The sequence below is a fragment of the Chitinophaga niabensis genome (assembly GCF_900129465.1).
Lineage (GTDB): Bacteria > Bacteroidota > Bacteroidia > Chitinophagales > Chitinophagaceae > Chitinophaga > Chitinophaga niabensis.
On the sequence record NZ_FSRA01000001.1, the window covers coordinates 3,647,727 to 3,671,686 of the forward strand.

Below are 23,960 nucleotides of genomic sequence, written 5' to 3' on the forward strand. Positions count from 1 at the left end.
ATTTTTTATGTTTTCCAATACCATTTGCGCTGAACAAAAAAGATAGTGATGAGTGATACAATGCCGGTGAACACAAGCCCACGCAGCACACCCAGCCATACATTATGCTCCATCGCACTTAACAGATCAATTGCTCCCGTGAGCTTTAATAAAGGCAGCAATAACAGGTTACCTGCTACATACGCCACCATCGGGTTCCTGCCGTTAATCGCCAGGTAGCCGATAATGCGTTTACAGTACCCGTAATATTCCAGCACCATAAAACCCAATACTGTGAGGAAGGCAAGCCCTCCGGTCACAAAATAATAACTATAATTAGAGGGATCTTTTTTAATGCCACCCTGCGTACAATCAAAACATAAACCCAGCCATAGTAAATACACGCCGGCCTGCAAATAGTTCCTCCAGGCCTGCACCTTTGTTGCCATCACCAGCATAAAGGTGCCTATCAAAACAGATAAAGCGAGATTTAATACTACCTGCCTGCTGAAAAGGCATACCACGTTCACGATCACCAGCAGGAATGCTCCTGCCGCAATCATCATCCATTTCCTTTTATCCCATGCAGGAATTTCAGGAACGGAGAGCAGTAACCATTCCCCGGCAAAAGTGCCGGGGAGGATAATGAACAGGTATTTGAGATAATAGAACTTATACATCCAGGGAAGCGGAGACCAGTTGTAGATGATCTCTGCCCAGCTGCCGGGCGTTTCGGCAGCTAAAAAAACGGCTGCTATAAAAGGTAACACCCCTAATCGGAGCAAGGGCTGTTTAGCCGTGAGCCACCAGGTAATACCTCCAAAGAAAGCCATATTCGCTAATACCAGGATGATGATATCGCTTTTGTAAATGTCCACGCCTTTGCAGATCAGAAAAGTGACAGCTGTAGCTAACGCTATAATCTTAGGGATCCAGGATTCCACCCTGATGAACAGGAAACATAACAGCACAAATGCGCCGATGGAAATAAACCCCAGGTTCCGTGTATGTAATGTAAATACGGCAAAAAATATAAGTAAGATGAAACGTTGTACCAGCCCGCCTAACACTTTCTTTTTAGTATGCAGGGCTAAGGGAATAGCCGCGCCCATGCTGAACAAAAAGAAAGGGAACACTAAGTCTACCCAGGTAATACCGGGCAGCTCAGGATTAAATTTATGCGATGGCGGTGGCGTTTGCGCATGATACATCCAATCCGGCAGGATGCCGAATGCGATGCTGCTGGACAAAACCATGGCCAGTATAGCAAAACCGCGGAGTGCATCAAGACTATTGCTTCGTTTCATATCGATTTGTACACTTAGTAAGCTGCCGGCTTTCACCGGCAGCTTATGCTTCATTGGCCATTCTGTGATTCGTAACTATTTTTTCAACCCATTCCTGACAGCTTCCCATAGTGGTTGCTTCAACCTGTTGTATTGCGGTGCATAGATGTGTACCACATCAAACAACATCACACCACCACTGGCTTTCCCTAAAATGTACTGGATGGTCTTAGAGATATCCGCCTGTGATGTCCAATCCACATTCCCCATATCGATACTGCCATACAGCGGCATTTTATTACGGGTGATATACATCCCTCCTATAAGAGAACCTTCCACGCTCCACCAATGGTATTTCAGTCCGGCAGTAGCGGGGTTGTCCGCCAGTTTCAGTTGTGTGAAGTAATTACCTGTCATCAGCAGGTCCAGGTTTTCTGCATAACCGGTTTCACCGTATTTAGGATAAGCCCAGTCGAAACGCAGCTCCTGGTCGTTGAAGGGATCGTAATCTTTGCTCGCCCAGTTTACCCCTACCTGGTAATAAGTAGTGTACCATGCGCCTACATAAGTACCGAACTTCATATCCGGTTTCACGGATTTTACCGCCTGCCTTGCTTTGATAAAGAATTGCTGGATAGTGTGGCAACGGTACATCAGCCATTTCTTGTAATACTTTCCTAAAGTGTTAGGCAGTGTTTGCCCTGCATTGGTCCTCCAGGTGGCTACAATATCCTGCGGGAACTTCATGTTCTTTGCGTCATTGTCCTGGTAGTTTGCTTCCAGGTATTTGATGAACTCTGCTTTGGAGAAATCAGAGAAATCCGCATCAATATCTGTATAACGGCAATAGTCCAGGATCAGGCCATCAAAGGTGTATTTAGTAGCGATCTCTTTGATGATATTGAGCGCACGGGTTTGTATTTCCGGTTGTGCAGGATTCACAAAAGCATTCCTTCCGGTAGAAGTGATGGGAACACGTTTGCCGTTAACATCACATACAATGCTCTCAAATTTACTCCTGAAGCTGGCGTCATCAAATACAGTTCCGGTGCTGCGGGAACCATCTCCCTCTACAAACGTAACGATAGAAGCATATACCTTGAAGTTACGTTTACGTGCTTCCTGGATCATGTAGCCTACATAATCAACACCGGTAGTGATGGACTTCCCATCCTGTGTGGTTACCTGTTTGGTATAGGCGCTGGGATACATGGTGTACCCGCTGCTGCCTTTTACGTCAATTACCAGTCCGTTCACACCTACCTGCTGGAGTGTATCCAGTACGGTTTTGATGTTTGCGGTATCGTTGAGGCGGCCGTATGTTCCAAATACATTGGAGCGTGCATCCACCCAGGCAATCACATCCCCTTTAGGCGTGATAACGGTATCCCCTCCACCGGGGGCCGGTGGAGCAGGATCCGCATTTTTCTTACAGGCTGCTGCAGAGATCATGATGATCACCAGCAGCGCACTTATAGTTCTTTTCATCTTTTACTTTTTTACTTTGCGTATGTAGTGAACTCATGTGCTACGATACCACCATTGGTGAGCAGCGTATACACCTGCATCCTTTCCTTGTTCTGAGAGAAACCTACACAGATATCCGCCGTACCGTTACCATTCAGGGTACCGTTCTGCTCAGCAGAAGTGAATACATTGAAAGTGGAGTAATTCGGATCTGCGGAGGAAGTATTTAACCTGGAAGTATTGGTTACATCAAACAGGCAGGTATGAATGCGGTTCAGATCATAAGTGGCCACATACTTCACAATAGCGAGGTAGTTGGCATTATTGAAACGAACATAAGCAGTAGGCATGTGGAAGATACCGAAGTTGGCCACTTCATTGGCAAATGCGATCGTTCTTGCCTGTGTGGCACCATTCACAAATGCAATGTCCTGCTGGTAGTTGATAAAGTAATCTGCATTAGCGCCTGCAGATACAGGTTGCGCCTCCGCATAGAACCCAAAGTTGGCAGCCCCGTTGGCAAGACCGGTATAAGTAAGTGTTTCAGGCGTTTGGCTTACCACCGCACCATTTTGCACCCTCCACCTGAAGATGATATTAGATTGACCTGCCGGTGCCATGATCACGGCGTTACCATCCAGGTTACCGTAAATATTCACCCTGCGGCCTACACCACCATCCAGCGTAATAGCAGCCGGGTTGTTGTTGGTCCATTCGATCAGTTTCACAGGAGCGCCGTCTAATGCATTTTTATACTTGTAGAGTATGAACTTGGCATTCTTGGGAGCCCAGGAAGCTGCCAGCAGGTTACCTACCGTATCTTCCACCATCTGGAAAGACAGCTGGGACCCGAATGGATTATACATCTCCTGCACATAAGCTGCCGTGAAACGGTTGTATACGCTGAACTTCGAAGGATTCGTTCTCCTTACCAGGATCAGGTGATCTCCGCTTACAGCAATACTCACTTCATTATTTGCAGTAAAGCCGAAATCAGAACCCGCTTTAGCCCACAGTTGGCGGTTGATACCAATGCCATAAGCCAGTTTGATAGGCTCTGCGGTTTTCAGCGTATAGGTTTTGGTTACACCATCCTTGCCTGTTACTACTAAAGGAAGTGGTTGAGACAGATCAACTGCAGCATCGTTTGCAATGGAAGCGGTGGAATGTTTATTGATCTCATAGGTCACCTTTGTATTGTTCATAACCGTGCCGGGTAATACATAGAACAATATTTCACCACTGGGTTGAAGCACCCCATCCAGTTCCTGTGCTGCACCCCCTGCATCTGTATACTTCACTTTCACATTCGTTAAGGAAAGGTTGCCTACCTTCTTTGCCATCACCACATATTTCTTAACGGCACCGGTACCTGAAACAATAGATAAGGTGTAAGGTTTGGAGAGATCGGTGAATACGCCGATAGCCGGTGTGATATAGGAATCCGAAGGAACAGAGCCACGCAGGATGATCTTGGTGAGGTCCATCTCATTATCGGAATCTTCCGGGAAGTAATAGGGAATATCGAAATAGATGGTGTCGTTGCTGTAACGGGGATTGAATAAACGGTCCCGGCCATTGCCGTCTTTGGTGGCATAAATATCGCTGAGGGTATTTGCCGGATTACGTTTGATCTCGTCCGCTTTGCGGCAGGCAGTGAATAAACTGCCGGCAGCCATGGTGAATATGATAAATGAACTGATACGTTTCATAGTTTGCATTTTTGTGTGAACAGGTAAAAACCTTACCAACCCTGGATTTGTTTCATGGCAGCATTACGCTGGATCTCATCTACCGGAATGGGGATGTAATACAAAGCAGGTGTGAACTGGCGATTCACATTATCTGCCGGTACCACTTCATATTTCCAGCCTGCACCCTGTGGTGTGATCCTGTGGCCGGTGAACTTCACACCGTTCAATACGGTGTGTGCTTTGCGCCAGCGGCGGAGGTCCCAGTAACGGTGTCCTTCAAACGCCAGTTCCACTTTACGTTCGTGTTCAATAGCTGTCATCAGTTGTGCAGCATCACCGGCTGTTGTACCAGGCAGGCCACGTTTGTTCCTTAACGCATCCAGTGCTGTAGTAGCACCTGAGAGATCATTGATCTTTGTTCTTGCTTCCGCAGCGATCAGCAATACTTCTGCATAGCGCATTTCGATGGAGCTTTGTGTGCTCTTGTTCACTACAAAGTTGGTATTGGTGGAATCCAGCATTTTTTTGATGTAATAGCCGGTCACTGTTCTTTTGGGTTCAGGGGAAGCAGCATATTCTATAAAGTTTTCCACGCCTGAACCAGCCTGTGAATTGATGGTCCTGCTTTTCCAGGGAGCGCCATTGTAAAGGATGGTGGCGTAAAACCTTGGTTCGCGGCCCACATATGGGTTGGCTGCCTGGGTAGCATTGCTCCAGGAGAATTTGGAACCATCGGCCATTTCAAATTCATTCACCAGTTCTGCAGTAGGCACGCCATATACCAATCCCTGGCCAGGAATATCACCCGGAGGTGCAAAACCCAGGTCAAACTGATGGGTGAATTGCGGTGCGATGTAATCCAGTTTAAAGAGGGATTCTTTGGAATCCTTTTTCAGGAAGATGGCAGCAAAGTTGCTTTCCAGTGCATAAGTGCCCTGATCTGCCAGTTTGATCACTTCAGCAGCAGCATCTGCTGCATTTTTATAATAAGCAGGTGCGTTGGCAGCAGGTACGCCGGTTAAGGGATCCTGGTTGTATAATTTCTTATCGTATTCAGCGATGGAAGCTGCATACAACCATGTACGGGCCAGCATACCATAAGCAGCTCCTTTAGTAGCGCGGCCTGCACGTGCAGCCGGTTGTGTAACAGGCAGCTTTTCTGCCGCATAGGCAAAATCTGCTGCGATGTATTTCCAGCAATCATCTTCACTGGAACGGGCATTGTCCTTATTCGCATATCCCTCCAGTTCAGGCATGATCACCACACTGCCATGTAATTTCACAAGCCAGAAGTATACATACCCACGGATAAAACGGGCTTCTGCTTCATACAAAGCTTTCTCCTCATCACTCACCTTTGCATATTTGTAAAGGCCGTAAATAAACTCATTGAGCTTGCGGATCCGGGAATAACCAGTGCTCCAGTAATTCAGTTGCGGGCCGGCAGCATCTACACGGCTGGCATCCATGGCAAGGATATTCACCGTTCCGTTACCAGAGGTGGTGGAAGTATATTTCATCACATCGGTGAGTGCATCTGTTGCGTTACTGTAACCGATAGGGAACTGGCCGAACTGGAAAGTATTGAACTCGGAATACATGCCGCCGATGTACAGCTCCATATTCGCCGGATTTTTATAAATGGCTTCTTCCGTATATTTATTGGTAAGCGGGATATCAATTTTACAGCCGTGCGCCAGTACCACAATGCCTGCCAGTAAAAACGATCTCTTTATTGTTGAAAATATTATACTCATCGCTGTACTTTTTAGAATGAAAGGTTTACACCTGCTGATAAAATGCGTTGTTGCGGATAGAAACCGTTGTTAACGTTCGGCATCTCAGGGTCCAGGTATTTGAGCTTGTCGAATGTGAACAGGTTGAAACCTGAAACATATACGCGGAACTGCTGGATCTTTGCCTGTTTCATCCAGCTAGCAGGAATGGTATATCCCAGTTGCATGGATTTTACACGCAGGTAACTACCATCACGGATCCAACCGGAGTTGATATGTGCGTTGTGAGCAGTTAATGGTGCTTTGTAAGCAGAGAGACGCGGGAATTCTGCATTCGGATTATCAGGCGTCCATGCTCCTTCTACCAGGAAGTAAGGAGAGTTACCATAACCGTAGAAAGACCTGGTGAAAGGTGTGTTATCGTCTACACCGGAAGTTCCGCTGGAACCTTCATAAGTACCTGCCAGGTTCACACTGCTGAGCGCAGCACCCTGCAGCAAGGCTGAGAAATCAAAACCACCATATTTCAGGTAGATGTTCAGGCCATACATGATCTCCGGCAGATTGCTGCGGCCAATAGCCACGAAATCATCCGTACGGGTAATACGGCCATCACCATTAATATCTTTATACCTGAAGAAACCGGGTGCCACTACACCAGCACTTGGTGAAGGTGCATTAGCTGCTTCCTCCCAATTCTGATACATACCATCTGCAACAAAGCCAAACTTGGTACCCAGCGGTTTACCTACACGGCGCAACCATTCAGGGGTAGAAGCGTTTTCATCCATACGGATGATCTTATTCCTTGCCCAGTTGAAGTTACCGGTAACACCATATTCCAGTTTGCCAATATGATTATTGTAACGGACCTGCAGATCAAAACCACGGTTATCCATAATACCGGAATTCACGGTAGCCGGATAATAGCCCCCAATGGTGGGTGGGAATAAGCCAGACTGCCCAGCCAGGATATTTGTAGTGAGCTTATAGAAATATTCAAAATCAAATCCAAGTTTACCATCCAGCCACAAAGACTCAAAACCCACGTTCGTTACTTTGGCTGTTTCCCAGGTAATGGAAGGATTAGGAGGTGCACTGGTATAAATAGCTGCAGTTGGCTTGCCACCCAGAACAATCACCGGATCGGTGGTCAGCTGGTAAGTTTGCAGATACTGGAAGGAAGAGATAGACTCATTACCCAAACGCCCTAAAGAGGCTTTCAGTTTCAGGAAGTCCACCACGCCTTTTGCTTTTTCAAAGAAGGGTTCTTTACTCACGATCCAACCCACTGCTGCTGCAGGGAAATAATCCCAGCGGTAATCCGGGTGGAAGTTGATAGAAGCATCATAACGGGTTGCTAATTCTACCAGGTATTTTCCTTTATATACATAATTGATACGGCCTACATAACCTGCCCTTGAATCCAGTCCGCTGCTGCCTGTAGGAGCAATGATGTCCAATGGGCCCTGTCCGCCATAGTCGATCTCATGAATATCCGTCAATGGGAAATTGCTGGCGCCTGTAGAAAACACGTTGTTCCTGCCCTGGCCAAATTCATACAATGCCAATGCACTGATCTCATGATCACCAAAGGTTTGATTATAGGTGATACTTGGCTGGAATGTTTTACGGAAGTTTTGGCTGTAAGACTGGCGCAGGGTGGTTCTTGTGATACCCGGTAAAGTATTCAGCATTACAAAATCTCCTGTAGTCTGATCCCTGGCGCGGCCCATCAGGGTATAAGGTGTGAGCCAGCTTTTATTTTCTGTACTGGTTTTATCATACGCCGCGAGCACTTTTGCTTCCAAACCTTTCACCCATGGTATCTTTGCACGGAAAGTGATATTCCCCTGGAAGATATTGGATTGGCCGTTCTGATAACCGGATTGTTGTACAGATGCGATAGGATTCACCCAACCTGCATTACTGTTATACGCAACTGGTAATCCGTTAGGAGCATACTCAGGCATGTTTGGAAGCATCCGCACTGCCTGGTAGAAAGGGTTCAGGTAAGCAGTGTTATCAGGGGAGATACCCGGTGTGCGGGTATTGGTCTGGCGAACGCCCAGGTCTACTGATACGGAGAAGATATCATTCAGTTCCGCATCGATGTTGGAACGAACGTTGTAACGTTTGAAGCCCGTATTTTCAATCACACCATTCTGATCCAGGAAACCCGCGCTGGTAAAATACTTCACTTTATCTGTACCACCTCTTACTGTTACATTATGCTGGTGTGAAATGGCAGTGTTGTCTGCCAGTTTACCTACCCAGTCAGTATTACCCAACAGCGGATTGGTATTGGTACCATTGCGCACCGCCTCTATCTGTTCTTTCGTGTACACGTAGGGAACAGGGAATGCGCCGGTATGGTCCAGGTAATCATTATCCATATCCGTTCCTTTATTGTACCAGTACATATAATCCGGGCCATTAAGGAATTTAGGGAAACGGGTATTGGAAGTTACCTGTAAACCGCCATCATAAGTGATCTGTGGTTTTCCGCTTTTACCACGTTTAGTGGTTACGAGGATAATACCATTCGCCGCCTGTAAACCATAAACTGCGGTAGACACGGCGTCCTTCAGCAATGTAATGGATTCTACCTCAGCAGGGTCCAGCGTACCGAAAGAAGTACGCGGTACGCCATCAATGATCACCAGCGGAGCCTGGTTACCATTATATGTAGCCACACCACGGATACGCAAAGTAGCATCATCCGCACCGGGACGGCCTGATTGCTGCAAAGTGGTAAGGCCAGGTAAGCGGCCAGCCAATGCATTGGTAAGGTTCATAGTGGGCGCCTGTTTCAGCTGGTCGCCACTGATCTGCACCGCAGAACCAATTACATTCTGTCTTTTTTGTTTACCATACCCTACTACGATCACTTCGTTCAAACCACTTGCAGATTCTGCCAGTGTTACTTTAAGATCGGCCGCAGGGCCTGTTGTAATTTCTTTTGTCTGAAAGCCAATAAAGCTAAATACTAACGTGGCTGATGCTGATTTCAGCGGTAAAGAGAATTTACCGGTCACATCTGTTTTGGTGCCAAGCGAGGTGCCTTTGATCTGCACCGTAACACCTGGTATGGAACCTCCTTTTTCATCCGTAACCGTTCCGCTAACATTGCCTGTCTGTGCGTAGGTGTGGATGGATGGCGCTATCAGAATAGCGAGGCATAGCAACCATCTGACCATACTTCTTTTGGTAGATAAAACATCCATAATAATCGTTGATTAGGTGAGTAGGAATTAATTGAATTGTCCGCTAAAGTCCACGCCCTTTTGGAATGGCTTCAAATAATAGTCTATTAATACAGCTGTAGTGCTTCTGTTTAGTTCCAGTGTAGCAGCAGGTTTGCCGGCGATAGCCAGTTTATTCCAGTCTGCTTCCACCTGTTGCAGTGTTACTTTAGTACCTGCTTTATCAAAAAGTTCCAGCAGGAACTGCAGTGTTAAAGGATCGCCGGACGCGCCCCAGTAATTCAACAGGGAAGCATAATAAGTGCGAAGGCCTTCTGCGAGTTCATAACGTGTGATGATCTTTTCAGGGTAGAACCATGTTTGGTTAGCCCATTGATAAGGAACACCTGTTCCTTTGAGGATACCGGTGGCGCCAATGCGCTGGATGGCCGCAAAATGCACGCTCTCTGCAGGCACATCAATAAAAGGCATGATGTAGGCTTTTGCATTGAGCAGTGCCTGCTGCACTGATCTGATGGCTACCTGGCGAGGTTGTATATTTTGTTGCAATGAAATAGCTGCGAGTGCACCCGCGGCCTGGCCAATGCCTAATACCACAGGCTGCAAACGGGTAGCGCCGTTCACGATATTCGTAACACTGATGCTCTTCTCCGCTACGATCAATCCTTCCACACCTTTTGGTATGAGGCTGCCCAGGGGAACATTATAAGAAGGCACACGGATCTTTACGAAATCGATCTTAGGTGCTGCCTGGTTCTTTTCATGATGATGATCTATCGTATAATCCCCTACAGCCACGCCCGTACGATACAAGGTCTTTTCATAAGGCCTGGACACTTCATTCACAGTTAACACAGCTTCTCCTTTTACACGGCGGGACTCCCGGTGATAAGGGATCATGGGTAACTTGTCAGTTGTAGGAAATTCATCGTCCGCAATGCCCAGGTGTTTGTAGCCGAGCGCGGCCTGCAGGTAATAGATAAAGCGCAAACTGTGCAGTTTCGCAGCTTTCAGGGCTTGCTCCCTTTCTGTAGGTGTATTCTCAATGATATTGAGGTAAAAATCATTGCCGGATTTCGGCCAGTTGATCATGTATTTATTATTCGGCAAACGGCCGTACTGCATCATATGATGACAGTTATTATCCGGGGAGTCAAAAGAAGCAGGATCAGATACATCACAGCTCTTTGCAAACTCCGCTGCATTATATCCTTCTGGTTTGGGAATGGTTTTGTTGGCGCCTTTACCGTAATCTTTCAGTACCACCACATAAGTAAGGTCCTGTATAATGTCGTTGGCTTTTTCGGGTGCCTGGAGTTCTCCTGTTTCATCACGACTGTCCATCCCGATATCATACTTTGCGCCTGCTGCTGCCATTACATCTCCCAGTTCAGTGGCATCTATTACCAGTTTTGCTTCGATGGTACTTTTCTTCTTTCCCTGCAGGATGGTTACCTCCCAGCGATCATCCAGGCGGCGGATGGATTGCCATTTTGTTTGATAAGCGATCTGCAGTTTTGGTTCAGCTGCAGCCATCTTCTTTAATATATCATTGCCTACATGCGGCTCAAATAAACAGTTACTGACCCAACCGGTGTATACTGCGGCCGGACCTCCATAATAAGTATAAAGATGTGAACGGAACTCTCCCCACAAACCGGAAGGCATCCTGTTATTACCATCAATGGCAGATACACCTGCGGAAGTAAGCATGCCTCCGAGCCAGGTAGTTTCTTCTATGATCAGTGTATTAGTACCCATACGGGCAGCCTGAATTCCAGCCATTGTACCACTTGCACCACCACCGATCACCAAAAGATCCGTTTTCGTTTGTGCGTTCACAGTAGTATAAATAAAGCTGAATACCAGTATTAATAGCTGAGTACAGTTGCGCATCCTTCTAGTCGATTATATATTGTTAAAGTCCCCTGCCTTTTGAATAATATTCAGATCTGGTTGGGCATCTAAATATTTAAAATGATTCCTCTAAATAAGAATAAATTTTATTAAAAGACAAGTACTTTTTAATATTATTTTTTAACTAGAGTATTATTAACCTCATAAATGAGAAAAGTAAGCCCTAAAATGAATATAGTATCATCGTTTTCCGGATTATGGTTCGAATGGGAAGATTTTTGCCCAAAATGACCAGATTATCAAGATTTGTTTTTAATTTTTTTTAAAAAGAATATCTTTGCGTAGATTGTACATTTATAAGATGTGGCAAATGCTGTAAAACTTTTTAAATAAACCTATCTCCCCAACTCACATGAGTCAAACATTCTTTGAAGAATTAAATAATGAAACCCTGGGTGGTGTAGCCTATAAGAATCTAAGTCTGAAGAAAAAGATGATCGCCTATTTTGCCAATATCAATAATGCGACCATTGCGGACCTGGCTAAAGAACTGAATGCCAGCACCCCTAAAGTGACCACGCTGTTAAACGAACTCCTGCAGGAAGGCCTCGTGCACGACTATGGGAAAGTGGACAGCACAGGAGGGAGAAGACCTAACTTATATGGCATGGCGCCGGACGCCGGTTTCTTTATTGGCGTGGAAGTAAAGCGGTACCATATTAATCTTGGCCTGTTGGATTTCAAAAAGAACCTTGTAAAGTTCGTAGAGAAGATCCCTTACGACCTGCAGAACACTGCGGCTTCGTTAGATGACCTGTGTAAGATCGTAGTGAAGTTCATTGATGAGCTGCCTGTTGGCAGGGAAAAGATCCTGGGGGCAGGTGTGAACCTCTCCGGCCGTATTAATTATGCAACAGGTTACAGTTACAGCTTTTTCCATTTTGATGAAGAACCGCTGAGCAGGGTGATCGAGGCCCGCATTGGCATCAGGACCTTCCTGGAGAACGATTCCCGCGCTATGGCATATGGTGAATTCAGCAGCGGCACAGTTAACAACGAAAAGAATGTACTGTTTGTAAACCTGGACCATGGTATTGGTTTAGGTATCCTCATCAACGGCCAGTTGTATTATGGTAAATCCGGTTTTGCAGGAGAGTTCGGGCATATCCCCTTCTTTAATAATGAACTGATCTGCCATTGCGGTAAAAAGGGTTGCCTGGAAACAGAAGCCTCCGGCGCTGCGCTGGTCCGTAAGTTCCAGGAGAAACTGAAGGAAGGTTTTTCTACTGTAGTGATGCGCAAGCATAAACAACCGGAGCAGATCACTTTAACAGATATTATACACGCCGCTAATAATGATGACATGCTGGCCATTGAACTGGTAGCAGAGATCGGCGAAAAACTCGGGAAAGGCATTGCCATGCTGATCAACCTCTTCAACCCTGAACTGGTGATCCTGGGTGGCAGTATTTCCACTACGGGCGATTATATCCGCCTGCCCATCAAAAGTGCGATCAACAAGTTCTCACTGAGCCTGGTCAATAATGATACCCAGCTGATCCTCTCCCGCCTTGGGGAAAAAGCAGGGATCATCGGGGCCTGCCTGCTGGTAAGGAATAAATTATTATCGCTGGCATAGAATTAATTTGGCGGGATAGCTTATGGCATGTACATTTATTGCCCAATTTAAAGGCTATCTCTATGACAACGGAACAAAAATCCATGCAGTATTATGTACTGGACGTATTCACCCATGAAAGGTTTAAAGGCAATCAACTGGCAGTAGTGGTGATCAATAAAGAACTTGACCTCAAACTGTACCATGATATCTCCCGGGAATTTAATTTTTCCGAGACCTCATTCATTCATTATTCAAAAGAAGAAAAGGCATTAAAGGTACGTTCTTTCACCGCCTCCGGAATAGAAATAAATGGTGCAGGACACAACCTCCTCGGTGCTATCTGTCTCGCGGAACTGAAAGACATGAATATTTTCCGCCACCAGGAAAAAGCTCCTTTTGTGATCATGAAAGATGAACGTATTCCCATTTCTATTGAGAACAACGGGCATGACCTTCCCTATGTAGGCATGCTGCAAAAACCTGCCACTACTGGTAACACCGTTCCCATTGAAGATATGGCAGCAGCCCTTTCCCTGCAACCGGAAGACCTGGTGGTACGCGACTGGCTACCTACTGTTGTTAGCACAGAAGTAGGCCACCTGATGATCCCCATTAAAAATATGGAGGCATTAAACAGGGCCGTACCTGTAAAACCCAGCCTCAGGAACCTCGCCACTGGTTATGGCTTTGAAGGATGTTATTGCTTCACTATAACGGATAAGGACACCCCACAGATCGCGCAGGCACGTTTCTTCAATCCAAGTATCGGTATTGATGAAGATGCTGCTACCGGCAGTGCTGCAGGGCCTCTCGGCGGCTTTCTCTTCTTAAAAGGATATATCCACCAACATACAGATTACAGCATACTGCAGGGTGTTAAAATGAACCAGCCCTCTGTGTTACGCTTTCGCATAACACCCGAAGGTATCTGGCTCAGCGGCACTTCCATCATTGTGATGGAGGGTATATTGCATGTGTAATTGCGTATATTTAAGGTATGGCCACTTCCTTTTTACAAGTACTGCTGTCTCTCGCAGCAGGTATTGGATTGATCGTACTACTTACGGTAAAGTTCCGGGTGCATGCTTTCTTCGCTTTATTCCTCGCGTGTTTTGTGGTAGGCTTAGGCGTACAGCTGTCTGTTGCTGAAATTGTTACAGCTATGAAAGAAGGCTTCGGGCATATCCTGAAGAACCTTGGTTTTGTGATCATGCTCGGTACCATGCTGGGTGTGATACTGGAACATACAGGCAGTACACGTGTAATGGCCGCATTCATTTTAAAGTTAGTGGGGGAAAAGAATGCTGCTGCTGCCATGGGTATTACAGGCTTTATTGTAGGCCTGCCCATCTTCTGTGATTCCGGTTATATTGTTTTAAGTGGCCTGAATAAATCTGTAGCAAGAAGAAGTGGTATATCCCTCCTCGTGATGTCTGTTTCACTGGCATCCGGCTTGTATGCCGTGCATTGTTTAATTCCTCCGCACCCTGGTGCTACGGCTGCTGCGGGTATTATCGGAGCAGATATCGGCAAGCTAATCCTGATAGGCATCCTGGTAGCTGTCCCCGCTGCTGTGGTGGGTTGCTGGTGGGCTGCCCATATGGGGAAAAAGATCCCCGTAACAGCTATGGACGAAGAAGAAGAAACACCCGTACTCCCGGATATTCCTGTATGGAAAGCATTCCTTCCTGTTATTGTTCCTATTATCCTAATTGGTGTGGGTGCTTTCAGTGATCTGCAAAAAGGTGCAGCCTTTCTGCATGTACTGGGCGATCCGGTCATTGCTTTATCCATTGGTGTGATCCTTGCTTTCTTCACCAGCACCAGCTGGCACAGGGATGCCCTGAGCAATTTAATGCAGGAAGCTGCTGAGAAAGCCGGGAGCATACTGGTGATCATTGGCGCAGGTGGTGCTTTTGGTGCCGTACTCGCCACCACAAAACTCGGCGATCATTTTTCCAGTTCCCTGTCACTGGGCAACCTGGGGATCATCTTCCCCTTCCTGCTCGCATTTATATTAAAAACCGCACAAGGCTCTTCTACGGTAGCCATTATTACAGCTGCTTCCATCATTCATCCTTTATTACCCGCACTGGGGCTGGATAGCGATATGGGCAAACTTCTCTGCATGCTGGCTTTGGGTGGCGGCTCTATGATGATCTCTCATGCCAATGATGCTTACTTCTGGGTGATCAGCAAGTTCTCCGGGCTGGATATGAAACCCATGCTAAAGGTATATTCCATGGCTACTTTATTCATGGGCTTAACAACATTGGTGATTGTGTATATCCTATCGCTGCTGCTGTTGTAATGGCCTGAATATTGTGTTTTAACCCATATGCCTGAAGGACCTTCAATTGTTATACTGAAAGAAGAACTTGCGCCATTTATCGGAAAGAAAGTAACGGCTGTTTCCGGCAATGCAAAGATTGCACTGGAGCGCATGGAAAAGAAAAAGATCACAGGTATCAAAAGCTGGGGTAAACATTTACTGATCTGCTTTCCGGGCTTTGCCGTACGTATACATTTCCTTCTTTTCGGCACTTACCGTATCAATGAAACAAAAGCATCCCCACCCCGTTTACACCTGCAATTCAGCAAGGGGGAGATCAATTTCTACGCCTGTTCCGTTATTATCATAGACGAACCGCTGGATGAACGATACGATTGGAGCAGGGATATCATGAATGATGCATGGGATGCAAAGAAAGCGATGGCCAGCCTGAATGAGATCCCCCAAACCCTTGTATGCGATGCCTTGCTGGACCAGGATATCTTTGCAGGTGCCGGGAATATCATTAAGAACGAAGTGTTATTCAGGATAAAAGTACATCCTGCCAGTAAAGTAGGTAAGCTACCGCTTAAACAAAAGAAAGACCTGATCAAAGAGGCTGTTAAGTACAGCTTTGAATTCCTGGAATGGAAGAAGGCCTATGTGTTGAAGAAACACTGGAAAGTGCATACAAAAAAGACCTGCCCACGCTGCCATATTCCTTTAATAAAAGAATACCTGGGCAAAACAAACCGCAGAACATTCTTCTGCGAAAACTGCCAGGTACTGTATAAATAAAAAACCGCCTCAGCAAAAGCGAGACGGTCTTTTTAAGGTTTCCGAAAATATCTATTCTTTATAGATCAGTATTTCAATCTTACCATCTTTTGTAACAGCACCCCTGTACATACCTTCTGTATTGAAAGGCATGGCCATATTGCCATCTTTATCCAATGCAATCAATCCTCCGTCTCCGCCAAGATCCCCTACTTTTTTGATCACTGTTTTACCAGCTACCTGTACAGACAGGCCTTTGTATTCCATGAGTGCAGAAAGATCATGTGCTACCACACTGCGGATATAGAACTCACCCCATCCTGTGCAGGATACAGCCACTGTTTTGTTGTTAGCATAAGTACCGGCACCAATGATAGGCGCATCGCCCACACGGCCGTATTTTTTATTGGTCATACCACCGGTAGAAGTACCTGCGGCAAGGTTGCCATTATGGTCTAATGCCACGCAGCCAACAGTACCGAATTTATTATCGTGATTGATGGTACCTGCTTTTTGCGGGGTAAGGAAACTATGGTCCAGCTTTGCTTTAATAGAATCTTCTTTCAATGCATTCTGTAACCCCTGCCAGCGTTCTTCTGTTCTGAAATAAGAAGTGTCAACTATTTCCACGCCTACTTCTGCAGCGAACTGTTCAGCACCATTACCCACCATCATCACATGCTCTGACTTTTCCATTACGGCTCTTGCCAGGGTGATCGGGTTTTTGATGGTACGCACACCCGCTACAGAACCTGCTCCCAGTGTTTTACCATCCATGATGGCGGCATCCAGCTCATTCCTTCCGTCGTGCGTGAATACAGCGCCTTTACCTGCATTGAACAAAGGATTATCTTCCAGTATGCGGATGGTGGCTTCTACTGCATCAAGACTGGTACCACCTGCTTCCAGAACAGCATATCCTTTCTTCAGCGCTTCTTCCAGTCCGGCTTTGTAGCGGGCTTCCTTTTCTGGTGTCATGTTCTTTTTGAGGATGGTACCGGCTCCGCCATGGATCACCAATACATAGTTCCCCATGTTCCGTTGTTGCGTATTTTTACATGCTCCTATAAGCAGGACAAGCAAAAAGAGAAGTAGTTTTCTCATAAACAGATAATAGATTTTATTGTAACCTTTCTTTTAAGTGTCCGTTTTCCACCCACCAAAAATACCACTTTCCTCCCTTCGCTTTGTTTACAGAAAAATCAGCTACGGAAAAGTGGCCATTCCCCTGCGGAGTGCCCTGCAGCTCATACACCTTTACGGCCTGCTGATTGGCTTTCCATTCTACAGGTTTACCGGGAGCACATTGTTCAGGCGGATCTTTTGTGATCAGGAAGTAAGCTTTACCTTCTCCATATACCTGCGCCTGCCCCTTCTCATCAATGCAAACAGCTGTTCTTTCATCCGGTGCAATCCCTTTCGGATAGATCTTCCAATCCGTAATGATGCGTGCCATAAAAGCCATATGCCTTCCCTGCCTTTTTCTTGCCACATAATGCTGATCGCTGATCACATGTTTTAAGAAAGGCGGATGCAGCAGATCATTGTTGTACAGGGTTACCAGTGTATCATACGGGTCCTTCAGTGCTGCTGCTGTAGCGCTGCCTGTTTCCCCGCTGTAATACAGCCCCGTGAGGATAGCACAGCCTGCGCTGGTTCCGCCTACGGGTACTTTCTTTACATTCAGCAGGTAATTGATGGCATCTGCTGTTTTAGTACCGCGCCAGAAGTTCATGTAATTGGATTGATCACCTCCTGTGATGAACAGCATTTCTGCATTCCTGATCACTCTTTCCACTTCAGGGTTATTCGCCAGTTCACGGGAATCGATCAGCAATGTTTCCACGGAAGCTACTTTACCCAAACTATCTATGGTGCGGTTGTATAAATAATTGCTGGATGCGCGGATCACCACTACATTGCCCCCGCCGCTCTTTTTGATCATCCATTGAAAAGCGCCGGGAACATCTCCCCCTCCGCCGATCAATGCCACGCCGCCACTTGTTTTTGTCTGAACATCTGTTGTATCACCGGTTACACCCAGCGATGCTACTCTCTTCTGTGCCTGTACATAAACTGATATGCTTATGAAGAACAGGATCATATATCCTTTCATACTTAGTATCCCGGGTTTGGTTTCATATTTGGATTGGCCCTTAACTCGCTGTTAGGGATGGGGAATACATACTGAGCGTCTGTAGGTTTTAACAATACAGCACCCAGCGCATTCACAGCATCTTCCGGATTACGGGAGATCACCCAATTCCTTCTGCGCAGGTCAAAATGACGATGGCCTTCAAAAGCCAATTCTTTAAAACGTTCTGTGATGATGTTATCGATCATGATGTCCTTATCTACGATCGTTACCGGCGTATACCCGGTAATGCGGGCCGCACGCAGCGCGTTCAGATCATCTCCTGCTTTGGGAAGATTGTTCTTTTCTGCATAGGCCTCCGCACGGATCAGGTACATCTCTCCTGTTCTGAGTAATTTCACGTCCGTAAGGTTGGAACCATCTGCTTTGATATATTTCACCACAACATTCGGCACCTTATTATCCGCCAAACGGCCCGGTTCTATCATGATGTAAGAACCGAAACGCACATCATTTACTTTATCGAAGAGATTGGTAAGCTTATAAGAAGCGGCATAATAGATCCTTGATCCGGCGGGATCATCCAGGAAACCGGCTTGTGTGTAGAGGTTGCCGATGATCTCATCTCCTTCTACCCTTTTCAGTTTCCAGATCACCTCTGCATTGGAGTTATCTTTCCAGATCTGCGGGAAGGCGGTCTTAGAAGCCAATGGCAAGGCATTGATCACTTCTGTGGCATATGTAATGGCATTATCCCAGTTCTTTTCGTACAGGGCTGCACGTGCCTGCAATGCAGATACGGCGATGGAAGTGATCCTGATCCTGTCGTCAAAACCGGCTGGTATCAGGTTCCTGGCATTGGCAAGGTCTGTATTGATCCTGGCCATTGTTTGTGCAAAAGTGAGCCGGGCTGGTTTGCTGTTCATGGAGCTATCCATATAGGGAACACCCAATGCATCCGGTTCGTATTTCGCAGCAAAGTTCCTGATCAGCTCCAGGTGGCAGTAAGCACGCAGGGCCAGTAATTCGCCCCTGTATTGACTGATCGCTTCCTGCTCTGAGGGTTTCACCGGAATTTTCCAGGAAGCACTCAAAGCCCTGTTCAAACGATCGATGGCAACATAGTTATCCTTAAATGCAGGATGCAGGAAACTACCATCGTATTGCCAGCGGTGTGTGGCAAAACCTGAGCCGGTACTGTTCTCAGAAGGCAGCATGTTCTCGTCCGTGATGATGGAGGTGTAATACATGCTGGAACGGAAATTGAGCGTGGAGTAAGCTCCCAGCAGACCTTTATTGATATCGTCCACTTTCTGGTAAGCGCCCTCCGGGTCTATAAAATCGGAAGGGCGCAGGTCTATCTGCTTATTGCAGGCAGTTGTGGCAAAGGCTATGAGAAGTATATAGAGAGAATGTTTTCTGATGCGCATAATGAAGGATTAAAAGTTAACATTTAAACCAACCACGTAAGTTCTCGGAGCAGGATAACTGAAACGGGCGTATTCGTTACCATTTTCAGGATCGAAACCTCTCCATTTTGTCCAGGTGAAAAGGTTTTGCCCCTGCACATAGATCTGTAATCCTTTTATGTATTTCATATTACCCAATGCACTCTTTGGAAGATTGTACCCGATGTTCGCATTCCTTAAGCGCAGGAAAGAAGCATCCTGTATATCCCTGGAAGTATAATTGCGATCTGCATCTATGCGTGGCAGGATGGCATTATCTCCCGGTTTCTTCCAGCGGTTGTACAATAACCGGGTGGATTGATTACTGGTGATGAAGCTGGGATTCTCATTAAAGTAATCCTCATTATTGTACCGCATCACCTTTGCATTAAAGCTCAGCAAAGCATTGGCATAAAAATTCTTCCAGGTGAGGGAAGTATTGAAACCACCTGTTATTTCAGGAATGTAGGTACCAAACTCTGCCACGCTCATGGTAGCCGCATTATAATCTGTAGTGATCTCTCCTGTTGCTGTGTAATACTGCGGATCACCATTAGCAGGATTTACGCCAGCCCATTTCGGAGCATAGTGTGCGCCGAAAGGAAGGCCCACACGGATGATGCCGGTATAACCATTTTCAAATTCTTCTGCGCCCCCAAGGTCCAGCACTTTGTTTTTGTTATACGCCATGTTCACGCCTACCGTCCAGGTAAGGTCATTCTTTCGTACGATATCCCCCTGCAGATCTATCTCCACGCCCCTGTTCCTCATTTTACCGGAACTGATCGGCAATGTTTCGTCCGGTACGCCGGCTGTGAAAGACAATCGCTGATCTATGAACAGGTTACTGGTGATCCTGTTGTAATATTCCATCGTAAGGCGGATGCGGTTGCTTTTAGTAAGCCCGATATCAAAACCTATGTTTAACTCTTTTGCATATTCCCAATCATAGTCCGGGTTACCGGGCTGGCTGGGAACAATAGCCGCATTACCGCCATAAGAAGCTCTGGCGAAAGTAGCCAGGTAGGCAAAATCACTCCCAAACTGGCTGGCGGTAGTACCATAACTGGCCCTGAAACGCAGCGCGGAAATGAAGCTAACATCTTCCAGGAACTGTTCCCGCTTAGCTTCCCAGGCTACGCCTGCAGAATAGAAACCATGCCACCTGTTAGTGGGCGGCACCATGGAAGAACCATCCCTTCTGTAACTTCCGTTGAAAGTATATTTATTGTTGTAAGTGTAACGCAGCAAACCAATGTAGGAGGCTGTAGCATTCTTAGACTTACCACCGTTAAGCAGTGGTGTATATGTTCCCGGATCACCTATTCCGGCAGGTGTTTCAGGTAAGCGGGGATCTAATCCGTAGCCGGTAAAACCGAAAGTGCTGTACCTGTTCTGCAGGTATTCAAAATAACCGGATACCTCCAGTTCATGTCTGGAATTGAAGGTGGTATTATAAGTAAGGCCAGAAGTGGAGATCAGCGAAGAATTCTTTACAGAACCTTCACTATAACTACCCAGCCTGCCGTTGGATACCCTGCGGCCTGCATAAGAATCCGGGTTGATCCATTCTTCATTCACCTGGTCACGGTAATCGATGCCCAATCTTGTTTTAGCCACGAGCCCTTTTACGATCTCATAACTGAGCGAAGTGCTCACGATCAGCTTCAGCTGGTTCTGCTTCCTGGTGGTGTTCAGCATCCTTTCGTAAGAATCACTTCCTTCCCTTAGGTCCAGCACCGGGTAATTGGAACCATCGCCTGTGGTAACCAGTTTACCATCAGGCGCAAACGGGTATTCATAAGGCAATGCATAGTACACGGCAGATAAAGGGTTATTAGCCCCGGAGCCGCCTTCGTTCTGAATGAGATTACCTTTTGAATACCCTGCGTTCACGTTTAAGTTGGCGGTTAATTTACCTGCCGTGAAGTCCAGATTGTTTTTTAGTGTGTAACGTTTAAGGTCTGATACTCTTACCAACCCCTGCTGATCAAAATAATTGAGGGAAGAGTAAAAGCGGATATTTTCATTACCGCCGCTGGCGCTAACCTGTTGTTCCATATAACGACCGTTGCGCATGAACAGGTCTCTCCAGTCAGTATCCTGGCGGAGAAGGCTGTCTACGATACGATCTGCTGCTGCTTTTTGGGCAGGAGTTTTTCCTGCATAATCCGGGTTCAGCTTGGAATAGATCCAGAAAGGGCCAGCTTCCGCGCCGGTTTCCACACCAATGCCTTCTTCAAATTCTTTCCGCTGTGCGGAGTTCATCATATCGAAACGGGGAGTGGTTAAGGTAGAAACGCCGTACTGTGATCTGTACTCCACCGCTACTTTTCCTGACTTACCTTTTTTGGTAGTGATCACGATCACGCCGTTGGAACCTCTTGAACCGTACAGCGCTTTTGCGGAAGCATCTTTCAACACCGTAACGGATTCAATATCTCCGGGGTTAATAGACTGAAAGGTACCTGCTTCAATAGGCACACCATCCATCACATACAATACAGCGGTATTACCTGCAATAGTACCTACACCACGCAAAGTAACTTTTGCACTGGTACCGGGCTGACCGGAAACGGCATTCACCTGTAAACCGGGAACGCGGCCCTGCAGCGCTTGCTCAAAAGTAGCAGCAGGTACATCGTTGATCTTATCGCCGCCGATGGTAGTGGCAGCAGAAACAGATTTGCTTCTGTTGTAACCGGTGTAACCTGTTACCACTACTTCGCCCAGGCTGGTAGTGGAGGGTTGCAGTACTATATTGATCTCTTCCCGGTCACCTATCGTTACCTGCTGGGCAATGAAACCCAGGAGGGAGAAGTCCAGTGTTTTAGCACCATCCGGTACGGCCACCGCAAAGCGGCCATTCGCATCCGTTACTGTGCCGGTAGCGGTTCCGGTCACCTGGATGGTTACGCCCGGCAGGGCTTCATTAGAAGAACCTGTTACACGCCCTTTCACTACTTTGTCTACCGGGGCGTTCTTGTTGGAAGGCATGATCACCACCAGGTTATCTTCCTTCACCACATAACCTAATCCCAGTCCTGCAAAAGCACGGGACAGTACCTGGGCCAGGTTGGCATTCTGTACGGAAATGCTCACCCGCTGGTTATCCGGCAAAGTGCCCGTGTGGTAAACGAAACGGTAATCCGTCTGTTTCTCCACCTCGTTCAGGACCTGCCGGATGCTGCTTTTCCGCAGGTCCAGGCTGATCTTGTCCTGCCCTGCGCCGTTCACGGCATATACCTGCAGGCCTAAAAGAAGCAGTAGCGTAATTAGTTTCATAGCTAATATTAGCGCGCGTTTAGATGGAAACGGGCATATAAAACCCGGCTCCAACACATTTTTTCTCATAACTTTGTTATGGTTTAGTGAATGAATACCCTAATTCTTTTAACTAACCGCCGGGAAGTGCGCCAACACTTCCCACTTTATTTTTATTTACTGATAACGATCCTGCTCTGCTCCATCTGAAAATTGAAGGGATAAGATAACTGTAGTGCTTCCAATGCTTTGATCACTGTTTCACTCTCAAAAGTGCCCGAATAGCTGTATTGCTTTACGGCTTCGTCTGTGATAACGATCTGTATGCCATACCATTCCTGCAAACGGATGGCGATCTGCTCCAATGATTCGTCCTGGATCTTGAGCCTGCTTCTTACCCATGCAATTTCCTTTGCTTTATGGTCCTGGGGGTCTACCGCCAGTGAGCGTACCTTTAATGCAGCAGTGTCTTTTGCCTTATCGGCATAGACCACGAGTTTTTGATTTGGTGTAAGGATGGTTTTGTGCTCCGGCTTTGTTTTAGAGGTAACAGATACCTTTCCCCTGAAAAGGGCAGTTTCTGTGTATACGTTTTCCGGATAAGCGCTCACGTTGAATACGGTGCCTAATACTTCTATACTAACGTCTTTTGTGTGTACGATGAAGGGATGTGCAGGATCTGGCTTTACATCAAAAAAAGCTTCACCGGAAAGGGTGAGTATCCGGTTGTTTTTCCCAAATCCTTCTGAGAGAGAGACGGTACTGTTGTTCCTCATGGTCAGTACGGAACCATCTGAGAGTACCAGGGTTTTCCTGGGCTCATTGCCGGACTGGATGGTTGCGGCCAGTACGGGCATCTTATCTTTATCAGTGGCGTATTTCCAGATCAGGGAAAGGCCAAGTAATGCCACAAAAGCGGCAGCGATGGAGATGTAGCGGGATGTACGTTTGGGTGTTCCCTGCAATGCTTCTTTCAGCAACATAGAACGGCCTATACCATCCTTTAGCTGGGCAGCCTGCTCCTGCAGGTTTCCCTGGTTACCATTCAGGATAGCGAAGATCTTTTTAGCTTCTGCGATATCCGCGGCAGCTTCCGGATGCGCTTCCATCCATTCCTCCCATTGGGCTGTGGCGGATGGGTCTGTTCCCAGGCAATAACGTTGAAAGGATTCATCACAGAGGAAATCCTCTGCGTTACGGTAATTTTGGTCCATCTACATACACCTTTCCAATACTGACGGCAGAAAAGTGCGTTTTA

15 protein-coding genes are annotated in these 23,960 nt (G+C 46.6%); 4 read left to right on the forward strand and 11 right to left on the reverse strand.

Annotated elements, in window-relative coordinates; genetic code table 11:
• Positions 1–5: 5 nt before the first annotated feature.
• The 6 genes from BUR42_RS14445 to BUR42_RS14470 all read right to left on the reverse strand — a co-directional run bounded on the left by BUR42_RS14445 (position 6) and on the right by BUR42_RS14470 (position 11,264).
• Positions 6–1,286, reverse strand: a complete 1,281-nt coding sequence (locus BUR42_RS14445) for a DUF5009 domain-containing protein (protein WP_200798260.1) — start codon at positions 1,284–1,286, stop codon at positions 6–8.
• A 75-nt stretch (positions 1,287–1,361) separates the two neighbouring features.
• The gene (locus BUR42_RS14450; protein WP_074239907.1) at positions 1,362–2,753 is read right to left on the reverse strand and encodes a family 10 glycosylhydrolase; all 1,392 of its coding nucleotides are present in this window, start codon (positions 2,751–2,753) and stop codon (positions 1,362–1,364) included.
• A gap of 11 nt (positions 2,754–2,764) precedes the next feature.
• Positions 2,765–4,444 (reverse strand): DUF5018 domain-containing protein, encoded by a 1,680-nt coding sequence (locus BUR42_RS14455; RefSeq protein WP_074239908.1) that lies wholly within the window; start codon positions 4,442–4,444, stop codon positions 2,765–2,767.
• Positions 4,445–4,476: 32 nt separating this feature from the next.
• Positions 4,477–6,183 (reverse strand): RagB/SusD family nutrient uptake outer membrane protein, encoded by a 1,707-nt coding sequence (locus BUR42_RS14460; protein ID WP_084185573.1) that lies wholly within the window; start codon positions 6,181–6,183, stop codon positions 4,477–4,479.
• A gap of 11 nt (positions 6,184–6,194) precedes the next feature.
• The gene (locus BUR42_RS14465) at positions 6,195–9,389 is read right to left on the reverse strand and encodes a SusC/RagA family TonB-linked outer membrane protein (RefSeq protein ID WP_074239910.1); all 3,195 of its coding nucleotides are present in this window, start codon (positions 9,387–9,389) and stop codon (positions 6,195–6,197) included.
• A gap of 27 nt (positions 9,390–9,416) precedes the next feature.
• Positions 9,417–11,264, reverse strand: a complete 1,848-nt coding sequence (locus BUR42_RS14470; RefSeq protein ID WP_074239911.1) for an FAD-dependent oxidoreductase — start codon at positions 11,262–11,264, stop codon at positions 9,417–9,419.
• Between the two features lie 373 nt (positions 11,265–11,637).
• On the opposite strand from BUR42_RS14470, the gene BUR42_RS14475 reads away from it, so the two are divergent.
• The 4 genes from BUR42_RS14475 (at position 11,638) to BUR42_RS14490 (ending at position 15,916) form a co-directional block, all read left to right on the forward strand.
• The gene (locus BUR42_RS14475; RefSeq protein ID WP_074239912.1) at positions 11,638–12,864 is read left to right on the forward strand and encodes an ROK family protein; all 1,227 of its coding nucleotides are present in this window, start codon (positions 11,638–11,640) and stop codon (positions 12,862–12,864) included.
• 62 nt (positions 12,865–12,926) lie between these two features.
• The gene (locus BUR42_RS14480; RefSeq protein ID WP_074239913.1) at positions 12,927–13,826 is read left to right on the forward strand and encodes a PhzF family phenazine biosynthesis protein; all 900 of its coding nucleotides are present in this window, start codon (positions 12,927–12,929) and stop codon (positions 13,824–13,826) included.
• A 17-nt stretch (positions 13,827–13,843) separates the two neighbouring features.
• On the forward strand, positions 13,844–15,157 hold the full coding sequence (locus tag BUR42_RS14485; RefSeq protein WP_074239914.1) for a GntP family permease: 1,314 nt from the start codon (positions 13,844–13,846) through the stop codon (positions 15,155–15,157).
• 27 nt (positions 15,158–15,184) lie between these two features.
• On the forward strand, positions 15,185–15,916 hold the full coding sequence (locus tag BUR42_RS14490) for a DNA-formamidopyrimidine glycosylase family protein (RefSeq protein ID WP_074239915.1): 732 nt from the start codon (positions 15,185–15,187) through the stop codon (positions 15,914–15,916).
• 51 nt (positions 15,917–15,967) lie between these two features.
• On the opposite strand, the gene BUR42_RS14495 is transcribed toward BUR42_RS14490, so the two are convergent.
• The 5 genes from BUR42_RS14495 to BUR42_RS14515 form a co-directional block, all read right to left on the reverse strand.
• Positions 15,968–16,999: an isoaspartyl peptidase/L-asparaginase family protein gene (locus BUR42_RS14495; RefSeq protein ID WP_074239916.1), complete on the reverse strand. Its 1,032-nt coding sequence runs from the start codon at positions 16,997–16,999 to the stop codon at positions 15,968–15,970.
• 16 nt (positions 17,000–17,015) lie between these two features.
• The gene (locus BUR42_RS14500; protein WP_074239917.1) at positions 17,016–18,011 is read right to left on the reverse strand and encodes a cyanophycinase; all 996 of its coding nucleotides are present in this window, start codon (positions 18,009–18,011) and stop codon (positions 17,016–17,018) included.
• Positions 18,012–18,013: 2 nt separating this feature from the next.
• The gene (locus tag BUR42_RS14505) at positions 18,014–19,420 is read right to left on the reverse strand and encodes a RagB/SusD family nutrient uptake outer membrane protein (RefSeq protein ID WP_074239918.1); all 1,407 of its coding nucleotides are present in this window, start codon (positions 19,418–19,420) and stop codon (positions 18,014–18,016) included.
• A gap of 9 nt (positions 19,421–19,429) precedes the next feature.
• Complete coding sequence (locus BUR42_RS14510) at positions 19,430–22,723, reverse strand: SusC/RagA family TonB-linked outer membrane protein (protein ID WP_074239919.1); 3,294 nt, start codon at positions 22,721–22,723, stop codon at positions 19,430–19,432.
• Between the two features lie 152 nt (positions 22,724–22,875).
• Complete coding sequence (locus BUR42_RS14515; RefSeq protein WP_074239920.1) at positions 22,876–23,916, reverse strand: FecR family protein; 1,041 nt, start codon at positions 23,914–23,916, stop codon at positions 22,876–22,878.
• Positions 23,917–23,960: the final 44 nt, after the last annotated feature.

Bases quoted from the DNA above. Each gene is read 5' to 3' on its own strand.
- BUR42_RS14445 (WP_200798260.1), bottom strand. From the start codon at position 1,286: ATGAAACGAAGCAATAGTCTTGATGCACTCCGCGGTTTTGCTATACTG.
- BUR42_RS14450 (WP_074239907.1), bottom strand. From the start codon at position 2,753: ATGAAAAGAACTATAAGTGCGCTGCTGGTGATCATCATGATCTCTGCA.
- BUR42_RS14455 (WP_074239908.1), bottom strand. From the start codon at position 4,444: ATGAAACGTATCAGTTCATTTATCATATTCACCATGGCTGCCGGCAGT.
- BUR42_RS14460 (WP_084185573.1), bottom strand. From the start codon at position 6,183: ATGAGTATAATATTTTCAACAATAAAGAGATCGTTTTTACTGGCAGGC.
- BUR42_RS14465 (WP_074239910.1), bottom strand. From the start codon at position 9,389: ATGGATGTTTTATCTACCAAAAGAAGTATGGTCAGATGGTTGCTATGC.
- BUR42_RS14470 (WP_074239911.1), bottom strand. From the start codon at position 11,264: ATGCGCAACTGTACTCAGCTATTAATACTGGTATTCAGCTTTATTTAT.
- BUR42_RS14475 (WP_074239912.1), top strand. From the start codon at position 11,638: ATGAGTCAAACATTCTTTGAAGAATTAAATAATGAAACCCTGGGTGGT.
- BUR42_RS14480 (WP_074239913.1), top strand. From the start codon at position 12,927: ATGACAACGGAACAAAAATCCATGCAGTATTATGTACTGGACGTATTC.
- BUR42_RS14485 (WP_074239914.1), top strand. From the start codon at position 13,844: ATGGCCACTTCCTTTTTACAAGTACTGCTGTCTCTCGCAGCAGGTATT.
- BUR42_RS14490 (WP_074239915.1), top strand. From the start codon at position 15,185: ATGCCTGAAGGACCTTCAATTGTTATACTGAAAGAAGAACTTGCGCCA.
- BUR42_RS14495 (WP_074239916.1), bottom strand. From the start codon at position 16,999: ATGAGAAAACTACTTCTCTTTTTGCTTGTCCTGCTTATAGGAGCATGT.
- BUR42_RS14500 (WP_074239917.1), bottom strand. From the start codon at position 18,011: ATGAAAGGATATATGATCCTGTTCTTCATAAGCATATCAGTTTATGTA.
- BUR42_RS14505 (WP_074239918.1), bottom strand. From the start codon at position 19,420: ATGCGCATCAGAAAACATTCTCTCTATATACTTCTCATAGCCTTTGCC.
- BUR42_RS14510 (WP_074239919.1), bottom strand. From the start codon at position 22,723: ATGAAACTAATTACGCTACTGCTTCTTTTAGGCCTGCAGGTATATGCC.
- BUR42_RS14515 (WP_074239920.1), bottom strand. From the start codon at position 23,916: ATGGACCAAAATTACCGTAACGCAGAGGATTTCCTCTGTGATGAATCC.